At 50.4% G+C, this 20,389-nt stretch carries 21 protein-coding genes; all 21 read right to left on the reverse strand.

Features of this window, described 5'->3' with window-relative positions; all coding sequences use genetic code 11:
* Positions 1-2: 2 nt before the first annotated feature.
* Positions 3-356, reverse strand: coding sequence for a 50S ribosomal protein L24 (gene rplX, locus KP014_RS00125; protein ID WP_081754722.1), 354 nt, complete (start codon positions 354-356; stop codon positions 3-5).
* Between the two features lie 60 nt (positions 357-416).
* Entirely contained in the window at positions 417-785 is a 369-nt protein-coding gene (gene rplN, locus KP014_RS00130) for a 50S ribosomal protein L14 (protein ID WP_019908234.1), read from the reverse strand.
* A 39-nt stretch (positions 786-824) separates the two neighbouring features.
* Complete coding sequence (gene rpsQ, locus KP014_RS00135; protein ID WP_036589437.1) at positions 825-1,091, reverse strand: 30S ribosomal protein S17; 267 nt, start codon at positions 1,089-1,091, stop codon at positions 825-827.
* A gap of 42 nt (positions 1,092-1,133) precedes the next feature.
* Entirely contained in the window at positions 1,134-1,331 is a 198-nt protein-coding gene (rpmC, locus tag KP014_RS00140; RefSeq protein WP_025693031.1) for a 50S ribosomal protein L29, read from the reverse strand.
* The gene (gene rplP, locus KP014_RS00145) at positions 1,321-1,755 is read right to left on the reverse strand and encodes a 50S ribosomal protein L16 (RefSeq protein ID WP_036589439.1); all 435 of its coding nucleotides are present in this window, start codon (positions 1,753-1,755) and stop codon (positions 1,321-1,323) included. Before rplP ends, rpmC begins: the two co-directional genes overlap by 11 nt.
* 2 nt (positions 1,756-1,757) lie before the next feature.
* Entirely contained in the window at positions 1,758-2,423 is a 666-nt protein-coding gene (gene rpsC / locus KP014_RS00150) for a 30S ribosomal protein S3 (RefSeq protein ID WP_025694127.1), read from the reverse strand.
* Between the two features lie 13 nt (positions 2,424-2,436).
* The gene (gene rplV / locus KP014_RS00155; protein ID WP_025693028.1) at positions 2,437-2,769 is read right to left on the reverse strand and encodes a 50S ribosomal protein L22; all 333 of its coding nucleotides are present in this window, start codon (positions 2,767-2,769) and stop codon (positions 2,437-2,439) included.
* Between the two features lie 33 nt (positions 2,770-2,802).
* A complete protein-coding gene (gene rpsS, locus KP014_RS00160; protein WP_025336671.1) occupies positions 2,803-3,081 on the reverse strand; it encodes a 30S ribosomal protein S19 in 279 nt (92 codons plus the stop codon).
* A gap of 75 nt (positions 3,082-3,156) precedes the next feature.
* On the reverse strand, positions 3,157-3,987 hold the full coding sequence (gene rplB / locus KP014_RS00165; RefSeq protein WP_036589441.1) for a 50S ribosomal protein L2: 831 nt from the start codon (positions 3,985-3,987) through the stop codon (positions 3,157-3,159).
* Positions 3,988-4,015: 28 nt separating this feature from the next.
* Positions 4,016-4,309, reverse strand: a complete 294-nt coding sequence (rplW, locus tag KP014_RS00170) for a 50S ribosomal protein L23 (RefSeq protein ID WP_025336673.1) — start codon at positions 4,307-4,309, stop codon at positions 4,016-4,018.
* Positions 4,309-4,932: a 50S ribosomal protein L4 gene (gene rplD, locus KP014_RS00175; RefSeq protein ID WP_036589443.1), complete on the reverse strand. Its 624-nt coding sequence runs from the start codon at positions 4,930-4,932 to the stop codon at positions 4,309-4,311. Before rplD ends, rplW begins: the two co-directional genes overlap by 1 nt.
* Before the next feature lie 25 nt (positions 4,933-4,957).
* A complete protein-coding gene (gene rplC / locus KP014_RS00180) occupies positions 4,958-5,575 on the reverse strand; it encodes a 50S ribosomal protein L3 (protein WP_036589445.1) in 618 nt (205 codons plus the stop codon).
* A 40-nt stretch (positions 5,576-5,615) separates the two neighbouring features.
* A complete protein-coding gene (rpsJ, locus tag KP014_RS00185) occupies positions 5,616-5,924 on the reverse strand; it encodes a 30S ribosomal protein S10 (RefSeq protein WP_006676490.1) in 309 nt (102 codons plus the stop codon).
* Positions 5,925-6,149: 225 nt separating this feature from the next.
* Positions 6,150-7,487 (reverse strand): globin-coupled sensor protein, encoded by a 1,338-nt coding sequence (locus KP014_RS00190; RefSeq protein ID WP_036589453.1) that lies wholly within the window; start codon positions 7,485-7,487, stop codon positions 6,150-6,152.
* A 285-nt stretch (positions 7,488-7,772) separates the two neighbouring features.
* A complete protein-coding gene (gene tuf / locus KP014_RS00195; protein WP_036589455.1) occupies positions 7,773-8,963 on the reverse strand; it encodes an elongation factor Tu in 1,191 nt (396 codons plus the stop codon).
* Between the two features lie 108 nt (positions 8,964-9,071).
* Positions 9,072-11,150, reverse strand: coding sequence for an elongation factor G (gene fusA, locus KP014_RS00200; protein ID WP_090834685.1), 2,079 nt, complete (start codon positions 11,148-11,150; stop codon positions 9,072-9,074).
* Positions 11,151-11,197: 47 nt separating this feature from the next.
* Positions 11,198-11,668, reverse strand: coding sequence for a 30S ribosomal protein S7 (gene rpsG / locus KP014_RS00205; protein ID WP_025336679.1), 471 nt, complete (start codon positions 11,666-11,668; stop codon positions 11,198-11,200).
* Positions 11,669-11,710: 42 nt separating this feature from the next.
* The gene (gene rpsL, locus KP014_RS00210) at positions 11,711-12,130 is read right to left on the reverse strand and encodes a 30S ribosomal protein S12 (protein ID WP_025693021.1); all 420 of its coding nucleotides are present in this window, start codon (positions 12,128-12,130) and stop codon (positions 11,711-11,713) included.
* 143 nt (positions 12,131-12,273) lie between these two features.
* The gene (locus KP014_RS00215; protein WP_025697592.1) at positions 12,274-12,522 is read right to left on the reverse strand and encodes a ribosomal L7Ae/L30e/S12e/Gadd45 family protein; all 249 of its coding nucleotides are present in this window, start codon (positions 12,520-12,522) and stop codon (positions 12,274-12,276) included.
* A 170-nt stretch (positions 12,523-12,692) separates the two neighbouring features.
* The gene (rpoC, locus tag KP014_RS00220; protein ID WP_036592456.1) at positions 12,693-16,307 is read right to left on the reverse strand and encodes a DNA-directed RNA polymerase subunit beta'; all 3,615 of its coding nucleotides are present in this window, start codon (positions 16,305-16,307) and stop codon (positions 12,693-12,695) included.
* 197 nt (positions 16,308-16,504) lie between these two features.
* The gene (gene rpoB, locus KP014_RS00225) at positions 16,505-20,050 is read right to left on the reverse strand and encodes a DNA-directed RNA polymerase subunit beta (RefSeq protein WP_090834683.1); all 3,546 of its coding nucleotides are present in this window, start codon (positions 20,048-20,050) and stop codon (positions 16,505-16,507) included.
* Between the last annotated feature and the right edge of the window lie 339 nt (positions 20,051-20,389).

Raw genomic sequence — 20,389 nt, forward strand, 5'->3', positions numbered from 1 at the left:
TATTAGTCGATGATCTCTCCGGATCTTTTCGCTACGCGAACCTTCTTGCCGTTGTCCAGCACTTTATAACCGATACGGGTTACTTTGCCGCTCTTCGGATCGATGTGCATAACGTTGGATACGTGGATCGCAGCTTCCTGCTCGATGATGCCGCCTTGCGGATTTAGCTGGTTAGGCTTCTGGTGCTTCTTCACCATGTTCACGCCTTCTACCAGTACGCGGTTTTTACGCGGATACGCAGCGATGACGCGGCCCTTCTTGCCTTTATCTTTTCCGCTGATCACCATAACCACATCGTCTTTTTTCACGTGCAGTTTGTTGTTATGGGATTCCAGAACTTTTTTCACTCTAGGCATTTGTTACACCTCCTGGTTCTAAGCCTTTTGCAAGTCGCTATATGAGCCGCCTAAGCGGTATTAGATAACTTCCGGTGCCAAGGAAACGATCTTCATGTAATCCTTGTCGCGAAGTTCGCGGGCAACTGGTCCGAAAATACGTGTTCCGCGCGGGCTTCTGTCGTCTTTTACAACAACTGCTGCGTTCTCGTCAAATGCGATGTAAGATCCGTCCTTACGGCGTACAGAGCGCTTCGTGCGCACAACCACCGCTTTTACTACATCACCTTTTTTGACAACGCCGCCTGGTGTTGCTTGTTTTACCGAGCAAACGATCAGATCGCCGATAGCTGCCGTCCGACGGCCAGTACCGCCCAATACGCGGATACACATCAGTTCCTTCGCACCGGAGTTGTCAGCTACATGCAAGCGTGTAAATGGTTGAATCATTAATATTTCCTCCTTTCGGAAAAACTGTCATGTGACGCATTAGATGATAACCGCTTTTTCCACCACTTCAACCAGTCTCCAGCGTTTGTCTTTGGAGAGTGGACGAGTTTCCATGATTTTTACAGTATCGCCGATTTGGGCGGTATTGTTCTCATCATGCGCTTTGAATTTCTTGGTGTATTTGATGCGCTTGTGGTACAGATTATGCTTTTTGTAAGTTTCAACGGCAACCACGATCGTTTTGTCCATTTTGTCGCTGACAACTTTACCGATTTGCACTTTGCGCGCGTTGCGTTCTTCGCTCATAATTAGCCTCCTTCCTGATACGGATCATTCCATCCGTTTCACTTAGCTGATCCCAAGTACTCTCTCATGGATAACGGTTTTAGCACGAGCTATTTCTCTACGCACATCACGAATCCGAGTCGGGTTGTCCAGTTGGCCTGTTGCCAGTTGAAAACGCAGATTAAAAAGCTCTTCTTTGAAGCCAGCAATCTTTTGTTCAATCTCGGCAGTGGTCAAGTTGCGAAGTTCATTAGCTTTCATTTGCTTCACCACCCAATTCTTCACGTTTCACAAACTTAGTCTTGATTGGCAGCTTGTGAGCGGCAAGACGCATCGCTTCACGAGCGATTTCTTCCGACACGCCTCCGAGTTCGAACATAATCTTGCCCGGTTTAACTACGGCTACCCATTTCTCAACGTTACCTTTACCGCTACCCATCCGAACCTCGAGAGGCTTTTGAGTAATCGGCTTGTCAGGGAAAATCTTGATCCACACTTTACCGCCCCGTTTGATGTAACGGGTCATCGCGATACGAGCCGCTTCGATTTGACGGTTAGTGATCCAAGATGGCTCCAGAGCTTGCAGACCGAATTCGCCGAAGTTCAGCTCGGTTCCGCCTTTTGCCAGACCCTTCATGTGACCGCGTTGTTGTTTGCGGTGCTTAACACGTTTTGGTACTAACATGATTAGTTGCCTCCTTCCTTAGCAGCTTGTTTCTTAGCCGTAGGAAGTACCTCTCCACGATAGATCCATACTTTTACGCCGATCCGGCCGTAAGTTGTATGAGCTTCAGCCGTTCCGTAGTCGATATCGGCACGAAGCGTATGAAGTGGAACTGTTCCTTCGCTATAGCCTTCCGTACGAGCGATCTCGGCGCCGCCAAGACGTCCGCTGACAGAAGTTTTAATCCCTTTTGCACCGGAACGCATTGTTCTTTGAATAGCCTGCTTAAGCGCACGACGGAACGATACGCGACGTTCCAGCTGTTGTGCGATGCTCTCGGCAACGAGAATAGCGTCCAGCTCAGGGTGTTTGATTTCATTGATATTGATGTGCACTTTTTTACCGCCGGCGATTTGTGTAACCGCGCTGCGAAGCACTTCTACTTCAGCGCCGCCTTTACCAATAACCATACCCGGTTTGGCAGTATGAATCGTAACGTTCACGCGGCTAGCCGCTCTTTCAATTTCAATACGGGAAACAGCGGAATCTTTCAACTTGCCTTTGAGGTATTCCCGAATTTTGACGTCTTCCAGAAGAAGTGTTCCGAAATCTTTGCCTGCATACCATTTGGATTCCCAATCACGAATAATCCCGATCCGAAGTCCGACTGGATTTACCTTTTGACCCACACGTTATCCCTCCTTATTTCTCAGATACCACCAAAGTAATGTGGCTGGTGCGTTTGTTGATCCGGCTGGCGCGACCCATCGCGCGCGGACGGAACCGTTTCATCGTTGGACCTTGGTTAACGAAAACTTCGCTAATAAACAAGTTGTTTACGTCCATCGAATAGTTGTGCTCGGCATTGGCGATCGCCGAGTTCAGCAGCTTTTCAACTACCGGGGAAGCGGATTTCGGAGTGTGGCGAAGGATGGCGATTGCCTCTCCCACCTGCTTGCCGCGAATCAAGTCAACAACCAGTTTCGCTTTACGAGCGGAAATCCGCACCGATCTTGCATGCGCTTTTGCTTGCATTGTTTTCCCTCCTCTCGAACAGAGAACCTGTTATTATCTTCTCGTTTTCTTATCGTCACCCGCGTGGCCTTTGTAAGTACGCGTCGGCGCGAACTCGCCCAACTTGTGACCTACCATATCTTCCGTTACGTATACAGGCACGTGTTTACGGCCGTCATACACACCAAACGTATGTCCGATAAATTGAGGGAAAATGGTTGAGCGGCGGGACCAAGTTTTGATGACCACTTTTTTGCCCGAAACGTTCAAGTCTTCAACTTTTTTCAGCAGGTAGCCGTCGATAAAAGGCCCCTTCTTCAAACTGCGACTCATGTATGAATCCTCCCTTCATCAAATGTTCAAGCCGCGATTCGACGCTTCGCGGGTTCAAGCTCACCTTGAAGCGTCTTATTTCGTGCGGCGACGAATGATATATTTATCAGAAGCTTTGTTTTTCTTACGCGTTTTGTATCCAAGAGTCGGTTTGCCCCAAGGAGACAACGGCGATTTACGTCCGATCGGAGCGCGTCCTTCACCACCACCATGAGGGTGATCGTTCGGGTTCATAACAACACCGCGGACTTCAGGACGTTGACCCAACCAACGGCTACGGCCAGCTTTACCGATCTTGATCAGCTCGTGGTCTTCGTTACCAACCGAACCGATTGTAGCGCGGCATACGCTCAGAATTCTGCGAACTTCACCGGAAGAGAGACGCACGGAAACGTACTTGTCTTCTTTACCGAGCAACTGCGCTTCCGTACCGGCTGCGCGAACCAATTGGCCGCCCTTGCCAGGCTTCAGCTCGATGTTGTGGATAACCGTACCCACTGGAATGTTAGCCAGGGGAAGGGAGTTACCGATTTTGATGTCCGCTGCAGGACCGGATTCGATCTTATCCCCAACTTTCAGACCTTTAGGAGCGATGATGTAACGTTTCTCTCCGTCAGCGTAGTGAATCAGGGCAATATTGGATGTGCGGTTCGGATCATACTCAATCGTAGCAACGCTGCCTGGTATGCCGTCTTTCGTCCGCTTAAAGTCGATGATACGGTATTTACGCTTATGTCCGCCGCCATGGTGACGAACCGTAATTTTACCTTGGTTGTTGCGGCCCGCTTTTTTGCTCAGCGGCGCCAGCAGCGATTTCTCAGGCTGGTTTGTTGTGATTTCTTCAAACGTAGACACGGACATTCCGCGTCTTGCCGGAGAAGTCGGTTTGTACTTTTTGATTGGCACTATGTTTCCCTCCTTGCTTTACAGGATATTATTCTACCGCTTCAAAGAACTCGAGCGGCTTGCTGTCCGGGCTAAGCTTCACGATAGCTTTCTTCCATTCCGGAGTATATCCGGAGTAGCGTCCATAACGCTTCAGCTTTCCAGGAACACGCAGTGTGTTCACAGCAACGACTTTTACTTTAAAGATGGCCTCTACAGCCTGTTTGATTTCGGTCTTGTTGGCACGAATGTCCACTTCAAAAGCATATTTCAAATCGCTCATGTAGTCGGATGTGCGTTCCGTAATCACCGGACGTTTGATGATATCGCGAGGATCTTTCATTACGCGAACACCTCCTCTACCTTAGAAACTGCATCTTTAGTGATGATCAGTTTGTCGTGCGTCAGCACGTCAAGAACATTGATGCCATCAGCCGCTACGAACTTCACCCCAGGGATGTTGCGAGCGGAGAGAGCCACATTGTCGTCATAGCTAGGAGCTACGATAAGAGCTTTTTGAGCTACCTTCAGGTTGTTCAGAATGGCTACGAATTCTTTCGTCTTCGGAGCATTCAGGGTCAGGCTATCAAGTACGATAATGTCGTTCTCAAGCACCTTCGAGGACAACGCGGATTTGATCGCCAGACGACGAACCTTCTTAGGCAGTTTCCAGGAATAGCTGCGTGGAGTCGGTCCGAAGACAACGCCGCCGCCTTTCCATTGAGGAGAACGAATCGAACCTTGACGAGCACGGCCTGTGCCTTTTTGTTTCCAAGGCTTGCGTCCGCCGCCACGAACTTCGGAACGTCCTTTAACTTTGTGGGTACCACGGCGCAAAGAAGCTCTTTGCAGAAGAACCGCTTCATTCAGCACGTGAGTGTTCGGCTCGATACCGAAAATCGCGTCGCTCAGTTCAACTTCACCAACTTCGTTGCCGCTGATATTAAAAAGTGTTACTTTTGGCATTTCATGTTCCTCCTTTCTTCAAAAGTTATTTCTTAACGGTTTCTTTGACCTTCACGAAGCTGTTCTTAGGTCCCGGAATGGAGCCTTTTACCAGCAATACATTGCGTTCTACGTCTACTTTGATGACTTCAAGCTTTTGAATCGTCACCGTGTCATGACCCATGTGTCCTGGCAGGCGTTTGCCTTTAGGAACACGGTTGGCTTGAATGGAACCCATCGAACCCGGTCTTCTGTGATAGCGGGAACCGTGAGCCATTGGTCCGCGACTTTGTCCCCAACGTTTGATAACGCCTTGGAAGCCTTTGCCTTTGGAAATACCGGTTACGTCAACAAATTCGCCTTCTGCGAAGACGTCAGCCTTCAGCTCTTGTCCAACCTCGAGTGCCCCGAGGTCAACACCGCGAATTTCGCGAACGTAGCGCTTAGGTGTTGCATTTGCCTTCTGGGCGTGACCTTGTTCAGGCTTGTTGGTGTTTTTCTTATCGGAAAAGCCCAACTGCACTGCTTCATACCCGTCGGTATTGAGGTCTTTCTTTTGCAGTACCACACAAGGACCCGCTTCGATAACCGTAACCGCGATTACGTTACCTTCAGGAGTAAACACTTGAGTCATACCGAGTTTTTTTCCTAAGATACCTTTCATGTTGACACCTCTTTTCTTTTCCTGTTTCTAAATAGAAGAATTACAATTTAATTTCGATATCTACACCGGACGGCAGATCCAAGCGCATCAAGGCATCCACAGTTTGTGGCGTTGGATTCACAATGTCGATCAGACGCTTGTGAGTACGCATTTCGAACTGTTCACGGGAATCCTTGTACTTGTGCACCGCACGGAGAATAGTAATAACTTGCTTCTCAGTTGGCAGCGGAATCGGCCCGGATACACCTGCACCGGAACGTTTTGCTGTTTCAACGATCTTCTCAGCGGATTGATCAAGAATTCTGTGGTCGTATGCTTTCAAGCGGATACGAATTTTTTGCTTTGCCATTTTAGTCCCTCCTTCTATCGCCCAATTTATTATCGGACATACTCCGTGAAAATTTTCTGACCACAGGCTTCATGGCAAAGGAGCCGGGTGTGTCAGTAACCTCTCACATCATCGCAACGTCGCAGAACAACATTTATTATTATATAGAATCATTCCGCCTATTGCAAGCAAAAAATAAAAGAACGCATGATTTTATTCATGCGCCATGATGTGCAGTTCTTTTAATTATAGACTGGCTGTTGCCGACTTGAAATACTCCGCGGATGCGGCTGTTTGCGCAGTTGTCGAGCCTATTCCTTCTATAGCATGAATGAGTGTTCGGATTTCTTCCTCTACTGTTACGATCTCACGGGTGCTGCTCTGCATTGTGTCCAAGATGTCGGAGAACAGTTGGCTGGTCTCATCCGATTGCAGCTTGCCGCTTTCCGTCAGTTCCTGCACTTTTCTGATTTCTTCCACCACCTGTGTAGTCAGAATGCCGGATTTGGCCGTCAATTCTCCAATGTGCACAACCGTGCTTTTTGTATCTTCCGCCAGTCGATTGACCTCTTGAGCAACGACGCTGAAGCCTCTTCCATGCTCGCCCGCCCTTGCTGCTTCTATTGTTGCGTTAAGCGATAATATTTTGGTCTGATCCGCAATTTCCTGAACTGCACCGACGATCGTCTGAATTTGCTTTGAAAATTGGCTAAGCTCTTTTACCGATTGTTCCATTTCATTCGTTGTTTCAAAAATATGTCCAATCTGTCCGTTCAGCCTGCTCAGCAGCTCACGTCCGTCCTTTGCCTTCTCTTGAGATTCAAGGGCTGAAAAAGCGGTGCGCTGAAATGAATTATTAACTTCATTACTGCTTGTAACAAGCTGCTCGATCGCTGCATTCGTGTCGATACTGAGATCGACCAGTTCGCCGCTGAATTCGGCAATCTTCTGTTTCAACTCATTTTTCACAGTTTCGTATTGTTCTTCTTTTTCTCTGATATTCTCTTTTTCGTAGGCTTCCAGAACGAGCTGCTGCTCCAGATTCAAAAGTTTGGTCACTGTTTGCACCATTTTTAGCCGCTCCGCATCATTAAAAGCCTCTTTGTATATTACTCCGATAAATACATTTTGCAGATTTTGAAAAGCGGATAAGTACCACTTCGGCTCCAACCCAACCTTCTTATGAATATTAGCGATAACCAGCCGTTTCGATATGTAACGATTGTCCACACTGCCGTCAAAGATTTCGACGATATGTTCTCGTAGAGTTTGCTTCAGCCTGTCTATACTGCTGTGTTCGACGATGATCTGCTCCAGCTTACCCACATCAACCACTGAGTTATAAAAACGGTCGGTAATCTCGTCAATATTCCGCACCATAGCAGGCTTCATTCTGCGCAGCAGCTCCAGGTCATCATCAGTCAAGTCTATCATTCTCATCTGTTCATTCAATTCTTCTTGGCCTTGTATGGAATGATAAGATTCTGAACCCATAGCACGCAGGAAGGACTGAGGTTCATGGGGCGCCACTCTTTTCTTTTGAAAAGCTAAACCATGTAAAAAAGCAAACGGACATTTCCCCATACTGATTCCCCCATATAATCTAATATTTATTGATACATATTTCTATTTCGGCATAGCATTTGTGCCATCATGTCGTTTTGAGTCGAAATTAGTTGAAATATGGTTGTAATAATATCTTCGGTATTTTATTTGATTTGCTGAATATACGAATTAAATTATTTAAAATTTTTTATTCTTAGTTGATGTGCACGTAGAAAATCTACATAACAAAACAGGGACCCTTCAAATGAAGGGTCCCTGCTTTGTTAGTCCTTATCTTGCTCTTAAAAGAGTAAGAATCCGAACTTATTTTTGGATAGATGCTACAGTACCGGCTCCAACTGTACGGCCGCCTTCACGAATGGAGAACTTCGTTCCTTCTTCGATAGCGATCGGGGAGATCAGTGAAACGGTTACTGTGATGTTGTCGCCAGGCATTACCATTTCGGTACCTTCCGGCAGGTTGATGATACCTGTTACGTCAGTTGTACGGAAGTAGAACTGAGGACGGTATCCTGTGAAAAAGGGCTTGTGACGGCCACCCTCTTCTTTAGTCAGGACGTAGATTTGAGCAGTGAACTCAGTGTGCGGCTTAACGGAAGCCGGTTTGGCCAACACTTGTCCGCGCTCGATTTGGTTACGGTCAACACCACGGAGCAGAGCGCCGATGTTGTCGCCAGCTTGAGCGGAGTCAAGCAATTTACGGAACATTTCAACACCAGTAACGACGGATTTCTTCGTTTCTTCTTGGATACCAACGATTTCAATTTCGTCGCCCACTTTAACCGTTCCGCGTTCTACGCGGCCAGTTGCCACGGTACCGCGGCCAGTGATGGAGAATACGTCCTCGACAGGCATAAGGAAAGGTTTTTCAGTGTCGCGCTCTGGCAGCGGAATGTAAGTGTCGATCGTTTCGAACATTTCAACGATCTTTTGAGCCCATTCGCCGTCAGGATTTTGCAGGGCTTCACGAGCGGAACCACGGGTGATCGGAGTGTCGTCGCCCGGGAATTCGTATTCGTTAAGCAGATCGCGAACTTCCATTTCAACCAGTTCCAGAAGCTCTTCGTCTTCAACCATGTCGCATTTGTTCAGGAATACGACGATGTAAGGAACGCCTACCTGACGGGACAGCAGGATGTGCTCGCGAGTTTGCGGCATTGGGCCGTCAGCTGCGGATACAACCAGGATAGCGCCGTCCATTTGCGCTGCGCCGGTGATCATGTTTTTAACATAGTCGGCGTGTCCAGGGCAGTCTACGTGTGCGTAGTGACGATTAGGAGTTTCATATTCAACGTGAGCTGTGGAGATGGTGATACCACGTTCGCGCTCTTCCGGAGCTTTGTCAATTTGGTCGAATGCTACAGCGGCACCGCCGTATTTTTTGGACAATACAGTCGTGATTGCAGCAGTCAGTGTCGTTTTACCATGGTCGACGTGACCGATAGTTCCGATGTTAACGTGCGGTTTGTTACGTTCAAACTTAGCCTTTGCCATTTGAACAGTTCCTCCTTAATATGGGTTCTTATTATTGGAGCCGTCCGATCTTTAGCTGACTCTAAGATGACTATCGGGAACCAATCGGACGGCAAGTAAAACATGGATTTACTCTGCGCCTTTGTTCTTAGCCACGATCTCGTCCGCAATGGATTTAGGAACTTCTTCGTAGTGCGAGAGTTCCATCGAGAATACGCCGCGGCCTTGTGTACCGGAACGCAGGGTAGTGGAATAACCGAACATTTCGGAAAGAGGCACTTTCGCACGGATAATTTGGGCTCCTGCCCGGGAATCCATACCTTCGATCCGTCCGCGGCGGGAGTTCAGCATACCCATAACGTCGCCCATGTATTCCTCGGGCACTGTTACTTCCACTTTCATGATTGGCTCAAGCAGGACAGGCTTACACTTGTCTTTAGCTGCTTTAAGCGCCATCGAGCCGGCGATCTTAAACGCCATTTCGTTGGAGTCGACATCATGGTAAGAACCGTCAACGATGGTTGCTTTGACATCAACGAGCGGGAAGCCGGCGATAACGCCGTTCTTCATTTGCTCTTCAATACCTGCAAGCGCAGGGGCGATGTATTCTCTCGGTACGGAACCGCCGACAACCTTACTTTCGAACTGGCTGCCAGTACCTGCCTCGAGAGGCTCGAATTCAACCCATACGTGACCGTATTGACCACGGCCGCCGGACTGACGAACGAACTTGCCTTCGACGCGAGCAGGAGCTCTGAACGTTTCACGGTAAGCAACCTGCGGTTTACCAACGTTGGTCTCCACTTTGAATTCACGACGCATACGGTCGATAATGATATCCAAGTGAAGCTCGCCCATACCGGCAAGAATCGTTTGTCCCGTTTCTTCGTCGGTGTGCGCGCGCAGTGTCGGGTCTTCTTCAGTCAGCTTGCCGAGAGCAACGCCCATTTTGTCTTGGTCGGCCTTCGTCTTAGGTTCAACTGCGATCTCGATAACAGGATCCGGGAAGTTCATCGATTCGAGAATAACCGGATTCTTCTCATCACACAGTGTATCACCTGTGCCGGTGTCTTTCAAACCTACGGCCGCCGCGATGTCGCCGGAATACACAATAGAGATTTCCTGACGGCTATTCGCATGCATTTGCAGGATACGTCCGATACGCTCACGCTTGCCTTTCGTGGCATTCAGAACATAAGAACCGGATTCCAGAATACCGGAATATACACGGAAGAACGTCAACTTACCAACATAAGGGTCGGTCATGATTTTAAATGCTAGCGCGGAGAACGGCTCTTCGTCCGAAGAGTGACGCTCGGCTTCCGTACCATCTTCAAGATGACCCTTAATCGATGGAACATCAATCGGAGCCGGCAGGAAATCGATAACAGCGTCCAGCATCAGCTGAACCCCTTTGTTGCGGTAAGAAGAACCGCAGATTACCGGAAAAATCTTAACGTCCACTACGCCTTTGCGCAGTGCAGCTTTGATTTCGTCAATAGTAATCTCTTCGCCTTCCAGGTACTTCATGGTCAGATCTTCGTCGAGTTCCGCAACTTTCTCAATGAGCTCATTGCGCAGCTCTTCGACTTGATCCAGGAATTCGGACGGGATATCCGTCACTTCAATATCACGGCCAAGATCGTCTTTGTACATATGGGCTTTTTGCTCGATCAGGTCGATGATGCCGATGAAATCATTCTCGGCACCGATCGGCAGCTGAATGGCAACCGCATTTGCTTGCAGACGTTCACGCATGTCCTTAACTACGTTAAGGTAGTCCGCGCCGATGATATCCATTTTGTTAACATAGGCGATCCGGGGAACGCCATAACGGTCAGCCTGTCTCCAAACGGTTTCAGACTGAGGCTCAACGCCCTCTTTCGCACTGAAAACGCCTACTGCCCCGTCCAATACACGAAGGGAACGTTCAACTTCAACGGTGAAGTCAACGTGTCCCGGGGTATCGATGATGTTGACCCGGTGACCTTTCCACGCAGCAGTGGTAGCGGCGGAAGTAATCGTAATTCCGCGCTCCTGCTCTTGCTCCATCCAGTCCATCGTTGCCGCACCTTCGTGAACTTCACCGATTTTGTGCGTACGGCCTGTATAGAAAAGAATCCGTTCCGTGGTCGTCGTCTTACCGGCGTCAATATGCGCCATGATCCCGATATTACGTGTATTTTTCAAGGAGAACTCTCTTGCCATGAAATGGATCTCCCTTCAAAATTGAAGTTATTTGATTGACCTTGATCCTACCAGCGGTAGTGAGCGAATGCTTTGTTCGCTTCAGCCATTTTGTGCGTGTCTTCACGTTTCTTGACGGAAGCGCCTGTGTTATTGGAAGCATCGATAATCTCAGCCGCCAAACGCTCTTCCATCGTCTTCTCACCGCGGTTGCGGGAGTAGTTTACGAGCCAACGTAATCCCAGGGAAGTACGTCTCTCAGGTTTAACTTCGATCGGCACTTGGTAGTTCGCGCCGCCTACACGGCGGGCTTTAACTTCGAGAACCGGCATGATGTTCTTGATGGCTGCTTCAAATACTTCCATTGGGTCTTTCCCCGTACGTTCTTCAATCAACTTGAACGCGTTGTACAGAATGCTTTGAGCGACACCTCTTTTACCATCCAGCATTACACGGTTAATCAAACGAGTAACCAGTTTGCTGTTATACACCGGATCCGGCAGTACGTCTCTTTTGGAAACTGGACCTTTGCGTGGCATGGATATCCCCCTTTCATTAGATTGTTCTTATTCGTTCATTTATTATTTCTTAGCTTTCGGACGTTTCGCGCCGTATTTGGAGCGAGATTGCATCCGGTTGTTCACGCCTGCTGTATCCAGCGCGCCGCGAACGATGTGGTAACGAACACCCGGAAGGTCTTTAACCCGGCCTCCGCGAATCAGCACCACGCTGTGCTCTTGCAGGTTATGTCCGATACCCGGAATATAAGCTGTCACCTCTACGCGGTTCGTCAAGCGAACACGGGCATATTTACGAAGTGCGGAGTTCGGTTTCTTCGGAGTCATAGTACCTACGCGAGTGCACACACCGCGTTTTTGCGGAGCGCTCAAATCCGTAGCCTCACGCTTCAGGGCATTAAAACCTTTTTGCAGTGCGGGCGATTTCGATTTTTCGATCTTGGCTTGACGGCCTTTACGAACCAATTGATTGATAGTTGGCATTGTTGTGCCACCCCCTTCCTCTAATAATGATCTCTTATAAACCTTTTCTTAAGCCCACAGACCCAGGCGGTTCATAAAAGAACAAATGAAAAGTCTTTGCCACCGGAGTTACTCTCACGACACAAAAACAGTTCTTCACGCTATTATTTTAAGACGGCTGCCATTGCAGCGCCCACTTCGATTCCGCATGCCTTGCCCAACTGCTGCATCGTATCGACATAAGTCAACTTGACGCCATGTTTATTGCAAAGACTAACGATTCTTGAAGTAAGCCTGGGATCTCCGTCTTCCGCCACATAGACTTCTGCGGCCTGGCCCATCTCCACCGCTTTGACGGTTTGCTTGGTGCCGATCTTGATCTGAGCGTCCCGTAGTCCTCTATCATCAGTCATTACAAAACCCTCCAATGAACAAAGATAACAAGGATACTCACGCACCTATAATATATTATCACTGCCGTCAAACAGTGTCAAGAATATCTCAAAAAAATAACTGCAGACTTCCGCGCCGGGCTAAACGAAAGATAGCGCCGGCGCGGATAGTCTAACAGAGAATTCTTGCTTTATTCAGCCGGAACAGTTTCTAAAGCTTCCTCTTCGCTTTGCTCTTCTTCCGGATTGACCAATTTGACATTGCGGTAGCGGTTCATGCCCGTTCCGGCAGGAATCAGCTTACCGATAATAACATTCTCCTTGAGGCCGAGCAGCTGGTCGACCTTGCCTTTGATGGCGGCGTCGGTCAGCACGCGCGTCGTCTCTTGGAACGATGCCGCGGACAAGAAGGAGTCTGTTTCCAGCGATGCCTTCGTAATACCGAGCAGCACAGGCTTCGCAACAGCCGGTTCTTTGCCGGACAGGATGACTTCCTTATTCGCAGATTCGTATTCATGGATATCCGCAAAGGAGCCAGGCAGCAGGTTAGTATCACCGGCATCAATGATGCGGATTTTGCGCAGCATTTGTCTAATCATGACCTCAACGTGCTTGTCGTTGATTTCTACGCCCTGATTCCGGTATACGCGCTGTACTTCCTGAAGGATATAGTTCTGCACCCCGCGGATCCCCTTGATGCGCAGCATTTCTTTCGGATCGATGGAACCGTCGGTCAGTTCGTCACCGGCCTCGACCTCGTCTCCTTCGCTTACGCGCAGGCGTGATCCGTAGGTAATCGAGTAGACTTTCGATTCCGCTTCACCCTGAACCTCGATTTCGCGGCGGTCTTTCGCTTCGCGAATCTCCTTCACGACGCCGTCGATTTCACTGATGGTCGCTTGGCCTTTCGGGTTACGCGCCTCAAACAGCTCCTGGATACGCGGAAGACCTTGCGTGATATCATCGCCCGCAACACCCCCGGTATGGAACGTACGCATGGTAAGCTGCGTTCCCGGTTCACCGATGGATTGTGCGGCAATAATGCCGACAGCTTCGCCGATCTCGACGTGCTTGCCGGTCGCCAGGTTGCGTCCGTAGCACTTCTTGCAGACGCCATGACGGGCGCGGCAGCTCAGCACGGAACGGATTTGCAGCTTGCCTACTCCGGCTTTGACGATTTCTTCCGCTTTGTCGGAATCAATCAGATCATTACGGTGTACAATGATTGCACCTGTTTCCGGATGGCGGACGGTCTCGAAGCAGTAGCGGCCTTCAATACGGTCGTACAGATCCTCGATAACCTCTTTGCCATCCTGGATACGGCTGACGGTAAAGCCTTTGTCGGTGCCGCAGTCTTCCTCGCGGACGATTACGTCCTGCGCCACGTCGACAAGACGGCGTGTCAGGTAACCGGAGTCAGCGGTACGAAGCGCCGTATCCGCCAGACCTTTCCGCGCACCGTGAGTAGAGATAAAGTACTCAAGGACGGTCAGACCTTCGCGGAAGTTCGCCTTGATCGGCAGTTCGAAGATACGTCCCGACGGTGTCGCCATCAGTCCGCGCATCCCGCCAAGCTGAGTGATCTGCGATTTGTTACCCCGTGCTTTGGAGTCCACCATCAGCATGATGGAATTGAAACGGTCCATGGACTTCATGAGCACGTTGGTCAGATCGTCCTTCGTCTTGGACCAAATTTCAATGACGCGGTCATACCGCTCTTCATTGGTAATGAGGCCACGGCGGTATTGCTTGGCGACGACATCGACTTTCTCTTCGGATTCTTTCAAGATGGCTTTCTTCTCTTCCGGCACGATAACGTCCGATACGGCGATCGTTACGCCGGCACGGGTAGAGTAGGTAAAGCCAAGCTGCTTGATTTTATCCAGAATGACCGATGTTTTGGTCGTATGATAAATTTCGAAACAGCGAGCGATAATCGAGCCCAGATATTCTTTGCCGACAGCGCCCGCAATCGGAACCTCGTCAAGCAGTTCCCGGATGTTGGCGCCTTTTTCGTAAATGAAATATCTCTCCGGCGTCCCCTGCAGCAGATTGTCGCGGGTCGCTTCGTTGATGTAAGGGAAGCTTGCCGGGAAAATCTCGTTGAAAATAATTTTTCCGACAGTCGTGATCAGCATGGCGGTCTGCTGCTTCTCGGTGAAGCTGGTCTTGTTAAGCGCCTTGACCGGAATGGCTACTCGCGCATGAAGACCGGCAGTGCCGCGCTGGTAAGCGGAAACCGCTTCGTTCACGGTACGGAGAATCATGCCGCTGCCCTTTTCTTCCTTGTTGTCCATGGTCAGATAGAATGAACCGAGAACCATGTCCTGGGAAGGGGTAACGACCGGTTTGCCGTCCTTCGGGTTCAAAATGTTGCCGGACGCCAGCATCAAGATGCGGGCTTCCGCCTGTGCTTCCGCGGAGAGCGGAACGTGAACGGCCATTTGGTCACCGTCAAAGTCGGCGTTGTACGCTGTACATACGAGCGGATGAAGACGAATGGCATGGCCTTCCACCAGAATCGGTTCAAATGCTTGGATACCGAGACGGTGAAGCGTGGGGGCACGGTTCAGCAGTACCGGATGCTCCTTGATGACTTCTTCAAGCACATCCCATACTTCCGGGCTTACGCGTTCGACTTTGCGTTTCGCGCTCTTAATGTTATGGGCAAGACCTTTGTTAACCAGTTCCTTCATGACGAATGGCTTAAACAGCTCCAGCGCCATTTTCTTAGGCAGGCCGCATTGGTACATTTTCAGGTAAGGACCTACGACGATAACGGAACGACCGGAATAGTCAACCCGTTTACCGAGCAGGTTCTGACGGAAACGGCCCTGCTTACCTTTCAGCATATGGCTGAGCGATTTCAGCGGACGGTTGCCTGGGCCCGTTACCGGGCGGCCGCGGCGGCCGTTATCAATCAGAGCGTCGACGGCTTCCTGAAGCATCCGTTTCTCGTTCTGCACGATGATATCCGGAGCGCCAAGATCAAGCAGTCTTTTCAGACGGTTGTTGCGGTTGATTACGCGGCGGTACAGGTCGTTCAAGTCGGACGTTGCGAAACGTCCGCCGTCCAGCTGTACCATCGGACGCAGTTCCGGCGGAATAACCGGGAGAACGTCCATGATCATCCAGTCGGGCTTGTTGCCGGAGTTGCGGAAAGCTTCGATCACTTCAAGGCGCTTGATCGCACGGTTGCGGCGTTGGCCTTGAGCGGTGCGCAGCTCTTCCTTAAGGAATTCCAGCTCTTTTTCGATATCAAGATCCTGAAGCAGCTTTTTGACCGCTTCCGCTCCCATGCTCGCCTGGAAGCCGTAACCGTACTTCTCGCGGTAGCTGCGGTATTCCTTCTCGGACAGCAGCTGTTTCTTCTCCAGAGGCGTATCGCCGGGATCGGTTACGACATAAGATGCGAAGTAAATAATCTCTTCAAGTGATCTCGGAGACATATCAAGCGCCAGACCCATGCGGCTCGGAATGCCTTTGAAATACCAGATATGCGAAACCGGAGCGGCGAGCTCAATATGGCCCATACGCTCGCGGCGCACTTTGGCGCGTGTGACTTCGACGCCGCAGCGGTCGCAGACTACGCCTTTATAACGGACACGTTTGTATTTGCCGCAATGACACTCCCAGTCTTTTTGCGGTCCGAAGATCCGTTCGCAGAAAAGACCCTCTTTTTCCGGCTTGAGTGTGCGATAGTTGATGGTTTCCGGTTTCTTAACCTCTCCGCGGGACCAAGAACGAATCTTCTCCGGGGAAGCCAGCCCGATTTTCATGAATTCAAAATTGTTTACGTCCAACAAGGAGCAACCCTCCTTAACCTGATCCTGATTTGGTGCCGCCGTTCCTCTCCCTACTCCTTGCAGCGGGAGAAGCTGCGGTCATACAGCGGAAGGCCACCCCGGGGAAGCATGGCGCTGCCGCTTTATTGTTATCCTCAGCAGTTCAGCGGCGCCGCAGAGCACTTAATCTTAGAGCCGCTTCACTTTATGGGGAAAATTCATTCCACTCCGACTTCCGCACCTTCCAGATTGAGGCTCAGCTTGTCGCTTGAAGTCTCATCCTCGTCGTCCAGCTCTTTCATTTCGATCTCCTGCTCGTCGCCGCTCAGGATTTTGACGTCCATACCGAGAGACTGAAGCTCTTTGATCAATACTTTGAAGGATTCAGGAACGCCCGGCTCCGGCACATTCTCACCTTTGACAATGGATTCGTATGTCTTCACCCGTCCGACAACGTCATCGGATTTAACAGTTAGAATCTCTTGCAGTGTATAGGCGGCGCCGTATGCTTCAAGCGCCCACACTTCCATCTCACCGAAGCGCTGTCCGCCGAATTGGGCTTTACCGCCGAGCGGCTGCTGCGTAACGAGCGAGTATGGTCCAGTTGAACGGGCATGGATTTTATCGTCGACCATGTGCGCCAGCTTGATCATGTGCATGACGCCGACCGTTACTTCACGTTCAAAACGTTCACCCGTCCGTCCGTCGTACAGAATGGTCTTACCGTTACGCTGCATGCCGGCTTCTTCCATCGTGTCGAACACGTCATACTCACGCGCTCCATCGAATACCGGCGTTGCGACGTGGATGCCCAGACGCATGGCGGCGAACCCGAGGTGAACCTCAAGCACCTGCCCGATGTTCATCCGTGAAGGAACGCCCAGCGGGTTCAGCACAACCTGCACCGGTGTTCCGTCTGGCAGGAATGGCATATCTTCTTCAGGCAGAATACGGGCTACGACACCCTTGTTGCCGTGACGTCCGGCCATTTTGTCGCCCTCGGAGATTTTACGCTTCTGGGCGATATAGACACGAACCAACTGATTGACGCCAGGAGGCAGCTCGTCGCCGTTCTCACGTGTAAACACCTTGACATCGACGATAATGCCGTCACTTCCGTGAGGTACGCGCAGGGAAGTATCGCGTACTTCGCGGGCTTTCTCACCGAAGATGGCGTGCAGCAGGCGTTCTTCCGCCGTCAGCTCCGTCACGCCTTTTGGCGTAACCTTGCCGACGAGAATGTCGCCCGCGCTGATTTCCGCGCCGATCCGGATAATGCCGCGCTCATCCAGATTACGAAGGGCTTCTTCGCCCACGTTCGGAATGTCGCGTGTAATTTCTTCCGGTCCGAGCTTGGTATCCCGCGCTTCGGATTCGTATTCTTCGATATGGATCGAAGTGTATACGTCCTCTTTAACCAGCTTCTCGCTCAGCAGGATGGCATCCTCGTAGTTGTAGCCTTCCCAGGTCATGAACGCAACGACTACGTTGCGGCCAAGGGCCAATTCGCCCATCTCCGTGGAAGGACCGTCCGCCAGGATGTCACCTTTCTTGACGATATCGCCTCTCTTGGCGAGAGGACGCTGGTTAATGCAGGTGCCTTGGTTCGAACGCATAAATTTGTGTAATTTATATTTAACGATGTCGCCTTTAACTTCTTTGCCGTCGACAGTCTCAACACGCCGCAGCCAGATTTCATTGGCAGAAGAGCGCTCGATGATGCCGTCATATTTGGAGACGATACATACGCCCGAATCTTTTGCCGATTTATGCTCCATTCCCGTACCGACCAGCGGCGCTTTCGGAATGAGCAGCGGAACGGCCTGACGCTGCATGTTGGAACCCATCAGCGCACGGTTGGAGTCATCGTTCTCAAGGAACGGAATGAGCGCCGTCGCGACGGATACAACCTGTTTTGGCGAAACGTCCATGTAATCCACGCGGTTGCTCGGCATTGTCGTGATGTTGTCGGACAGCTTGTTGTAACGAACGATAACCATCTCGTCCTTGAACGTGCCTTCCTCCGTCAACTCGGCATTGGCCTGAGCAACTACGTAATTATCTTCTTCGTCTGCCGTGAGATAATCGATTTGCTCCGTAACCTGACCCGTCTTCGGATCTACCCAACGGTACGGCGCTTCAATAAAGCCGTATTCGTTAATGCGGGCAAAAGTGGACAAGGAGTTGATCAAACCGATGTTCGGACCTTCCGGAGTCTCGATCGGGCACATCCGGCCGTAGTGACTGTGATGGACGTCGCGAACCTCAAAGCCCGCGCGTTCACGCGTCAGACCGCCCGGACCGAGCGCGGACAGACGGCGTTTATGCGTCAGTTCCGCAAGCGGGTTCGTCTGGTCCATAAACTGCGACAGCTGGGAGCTCCCGAAGAACTCCTTGATCGACGCGATAACCGGACGGATATTAATCAGCGCCTGCGGCGTGATCGCATTCGCGTCCTGAATCGACATTCTCTCCCGCACCACACGTTCCATCCGGGAAAGACCGATACGGAACTGGTTCTGCAGAAGCTCGCCCACAGAACGCAGGCGGCGGTTGCCCAAGTGGTCGATATCGTCGGTATTGCCGATACCGTGCAGAAGATTAATAAAGTAGCTGATCGAGGAAATAATATCAGCCTGGGTGATATGCTTGACCGATTTATCGATATTGCCGTTAGCGATCAGCTTGATCACTCGTCCTTCTTCAATTGGAGAGAATACCTCCACCGTTTGGAGAGGAATGTCTTCACTATCCAGAACGCCGCCGCTTACGCGGTAGGTCTTGGCAGCCATATTTTTCTCGAAATACGGCAGCAGTTCGTCCAGCAGACGGCGATCCACCATTTGGCCGGTCTCGGCCAGGATTTCGCCAGTCGATTCATCCACCAAAGGCTGAGCCAGCCGCTGGTTAAAGAGACGATTCTTGATGTGCAGCTTCTTATTGATTTTGTAGCGGCCCACATTTGCCAGGTCGTAACGCTTAGGGTCGAAGAAACGCGCTACGAGCAAGCTCTTGGCGTTATCAAGCGTCGGCGGCTCACCCGGACGAAGACGTTCGTAAATTTCGATAAGCGCCTTTTCCGTGGAGTCCGTGTTGTCCTTGTCAAGGGTGTTCCGAATATATTCATCATTTCCAAGCAATTCCAAAATTTCGGCATCGCTGCCGAATCCGAGAGCACGCAGCAGCACGGTAACCGGAATTTTGCGGGTACGATCGATCCGGACATACATGATGTCCTTCGCGTCGGTCTCCAGTTCCAGCCAGGCTCCACGGTTCGGAATAACTGTGGCCGTGTAGGTTTTTTTGCCGTTCTTATCCACTTTAGTGCTAAAGTAGACGCTAGGAGAGCGAACCAACTGGCTGACAATTACCCGTTCCGCACCGTTAATAATAAACGTGCCGGTCTCCGTCATCAGCGGGAAATCCCCCATGAACACTTCCTGTTCCTTGACCTCGCCGGTCTCCTTGTTGATGAGCCGTACTTTCACCCGAAGAGGCGCCGCATACGTCACGTCACGCTCTTTGGCGTCGTCTACCGTATATTTCGGTTCACCCAAGCTGTAATCAATGAACTCCAGCACCAAATTACCTGTGAAATCCTGGATCGGCGAGATGTCCTGGAACATTTCACGCAGTCCTTCCTCCAAAAACCAATCATATGATTTTTGTTGGATCTCAATCAGGTTCGGGACCTCGAGTACCTCGTTAATTCTCGCATAGCTTCGCCGAGTGCGTCGACCATACTGAACAAGATGTCCTGCCAACTTTACTCACCCCTCATGTCTACTCACTTAAAAATTGATTGCGAACCCCTGTTTGTAACCGTATAATGGAACCAAGCAACAGAGATTCATCCCCGAAATAAAGAAAAGCCCTTATCGAAATCTTTCGAAAAAAGAGCGCATCTCTTCATGGGCGGTATTACTCCATAATCAGTAGATTTGCCCAAAACGTACATATTATACGTTAACCAGCGTGTGTTTATGCGTTCCGGCCCTCATCACCCCTCTCCTCAAAGGAAAACGGCTGCTAATAGGCGTTTGCGCGCAAACTTGCCATTCGGCATGCGCCTGCCGTTGACAATGTTGACGCTTGACATTTCA

This window comes from Paenibacillus sophorae (assembly GCF_018966525.1).
GTDB lineage: Bacteria > Bacillota > Bacilli > Paenibacillales > Paenibacillaceae > Paenibacillus_AQ > Paenibacillus_AQ sophorae.

Excerpts from the sequence above, each read along its gene's own strand:
- rplX (WP_081754722.1), bottom strand. The coding sequence starts at position 356 with ATGCCTAGAGTGAAAAAAGTTCTGGAATCCCATAACAACAAACTGCAC.
- rplN (WP_019908234.1), bottom strand. The coding sequence starts at position 785 with ATGATTCAACCATTTACACGCTTGCATGTAGCTGACAACTCCGGTGCG.
- rpsQ (WP_036589437.1), bottom strand. The coding sequence starts at position 1,091 with ATGAGCGAAGAACGCAACGCGCGCAAAGTGCAAATCGGTAAAGTTGTC.
- rpmC (WP_025693031.1), bottom strand. The coding sequence starts at position 1,331 with ATGAAAGCTAATGAACTTCGCAACTTGACCACTGCCGAGATTGAACAA.
- rplP (WP_036589439.1), bottom strand. The coding sequence starts at position 1,755 with ATGTTAGTACCAAAACGTGTTAAGCACCGCAAACAACAACGCGGTCAC.
- rplV (WP_025693028.1), bottom strand. The coding sequence starts at position 2,769 with ATGCAAGCAAAAGCGCATGCAAGATCGGTGCGGATTTCCGCTCGTAAA.
- rpsS (WP_025336671.1), bottom strand. The coding sequence starts at position 3,081 with ATGAGTCGCAGTTTGAAGAAGGGGCCTTTTATCGACGGCTACCTGCTG.
- rplW (WP_025336673.1), bottom strand. The coding sequence starts at position 4,309 with ATGAAAGATCCTCGCGATATCATCAAACGTCCGGTGATTACGGAACGC.
- rplD (WP_036589443.1), bottom strand. The coding sequence starts at position 4,932 with ATGCCAAAAGTAACACTTTTTAATATCAGCGGCAACGAAGTTGGTGAA.
- rplC (WP_036589445.1), bottom strand. The coding sequence starts at position 5,575 with ATGAAAGGTATCTTAGGAAAAAAACTCGGTATGACTCAAGTGTTTACT.
- rpsJ (WP_006676490.1), bottom strand. The coding sequence starts at position 5,924 with ATGGCAAAGCAAAAAATTCGTATCCGCTTGAAAGCATACGACCACAGA.
- KP014_RS00190 (WP_036589453.1), bottom strand. The coding sequence starts at position 7,487 with ATGGGGAAATGTCCGTTTGCTTTTTTACATGGTTTAGCTTTTCAAAAG.
- tuf (WP_036589455.1), bottom strand. The coding sequence starts at position 8,963 with ATGGCAAAGGCTAAGTTTGAACGTAACAAACCGCACGTTAACATCGGA.
- fusA (WP_090834685.1), bottom strand. The coding sequence starts at position 11,150 with ATGGCAAGAGAGTTCTCCTTGAAAAATACACGTAATATCGGGATCATG.
- rpsG (WP_025336679.1), bottom strand. The coding sequence starts at position 11,668 with ATGCCACGCAAAGGTCCAGTTTCCAAAAGAGACGTACTGCCGGATCCG.
- rpsL (WP_025693021.1), bottom strand. The coding sequence starts at position 12,130 with ATGCCAACTATCAATCAATTGGTTCGTAAAGGCCGTCAAGCCAAGATC.
- KP014_RS00215 (WP_025697592.1), bottom strand. The coding sequence starts at position 12,522 with ATGACTGATGATAGAGGACTACGGGACGCTCAGATCAAGATCGGCACC.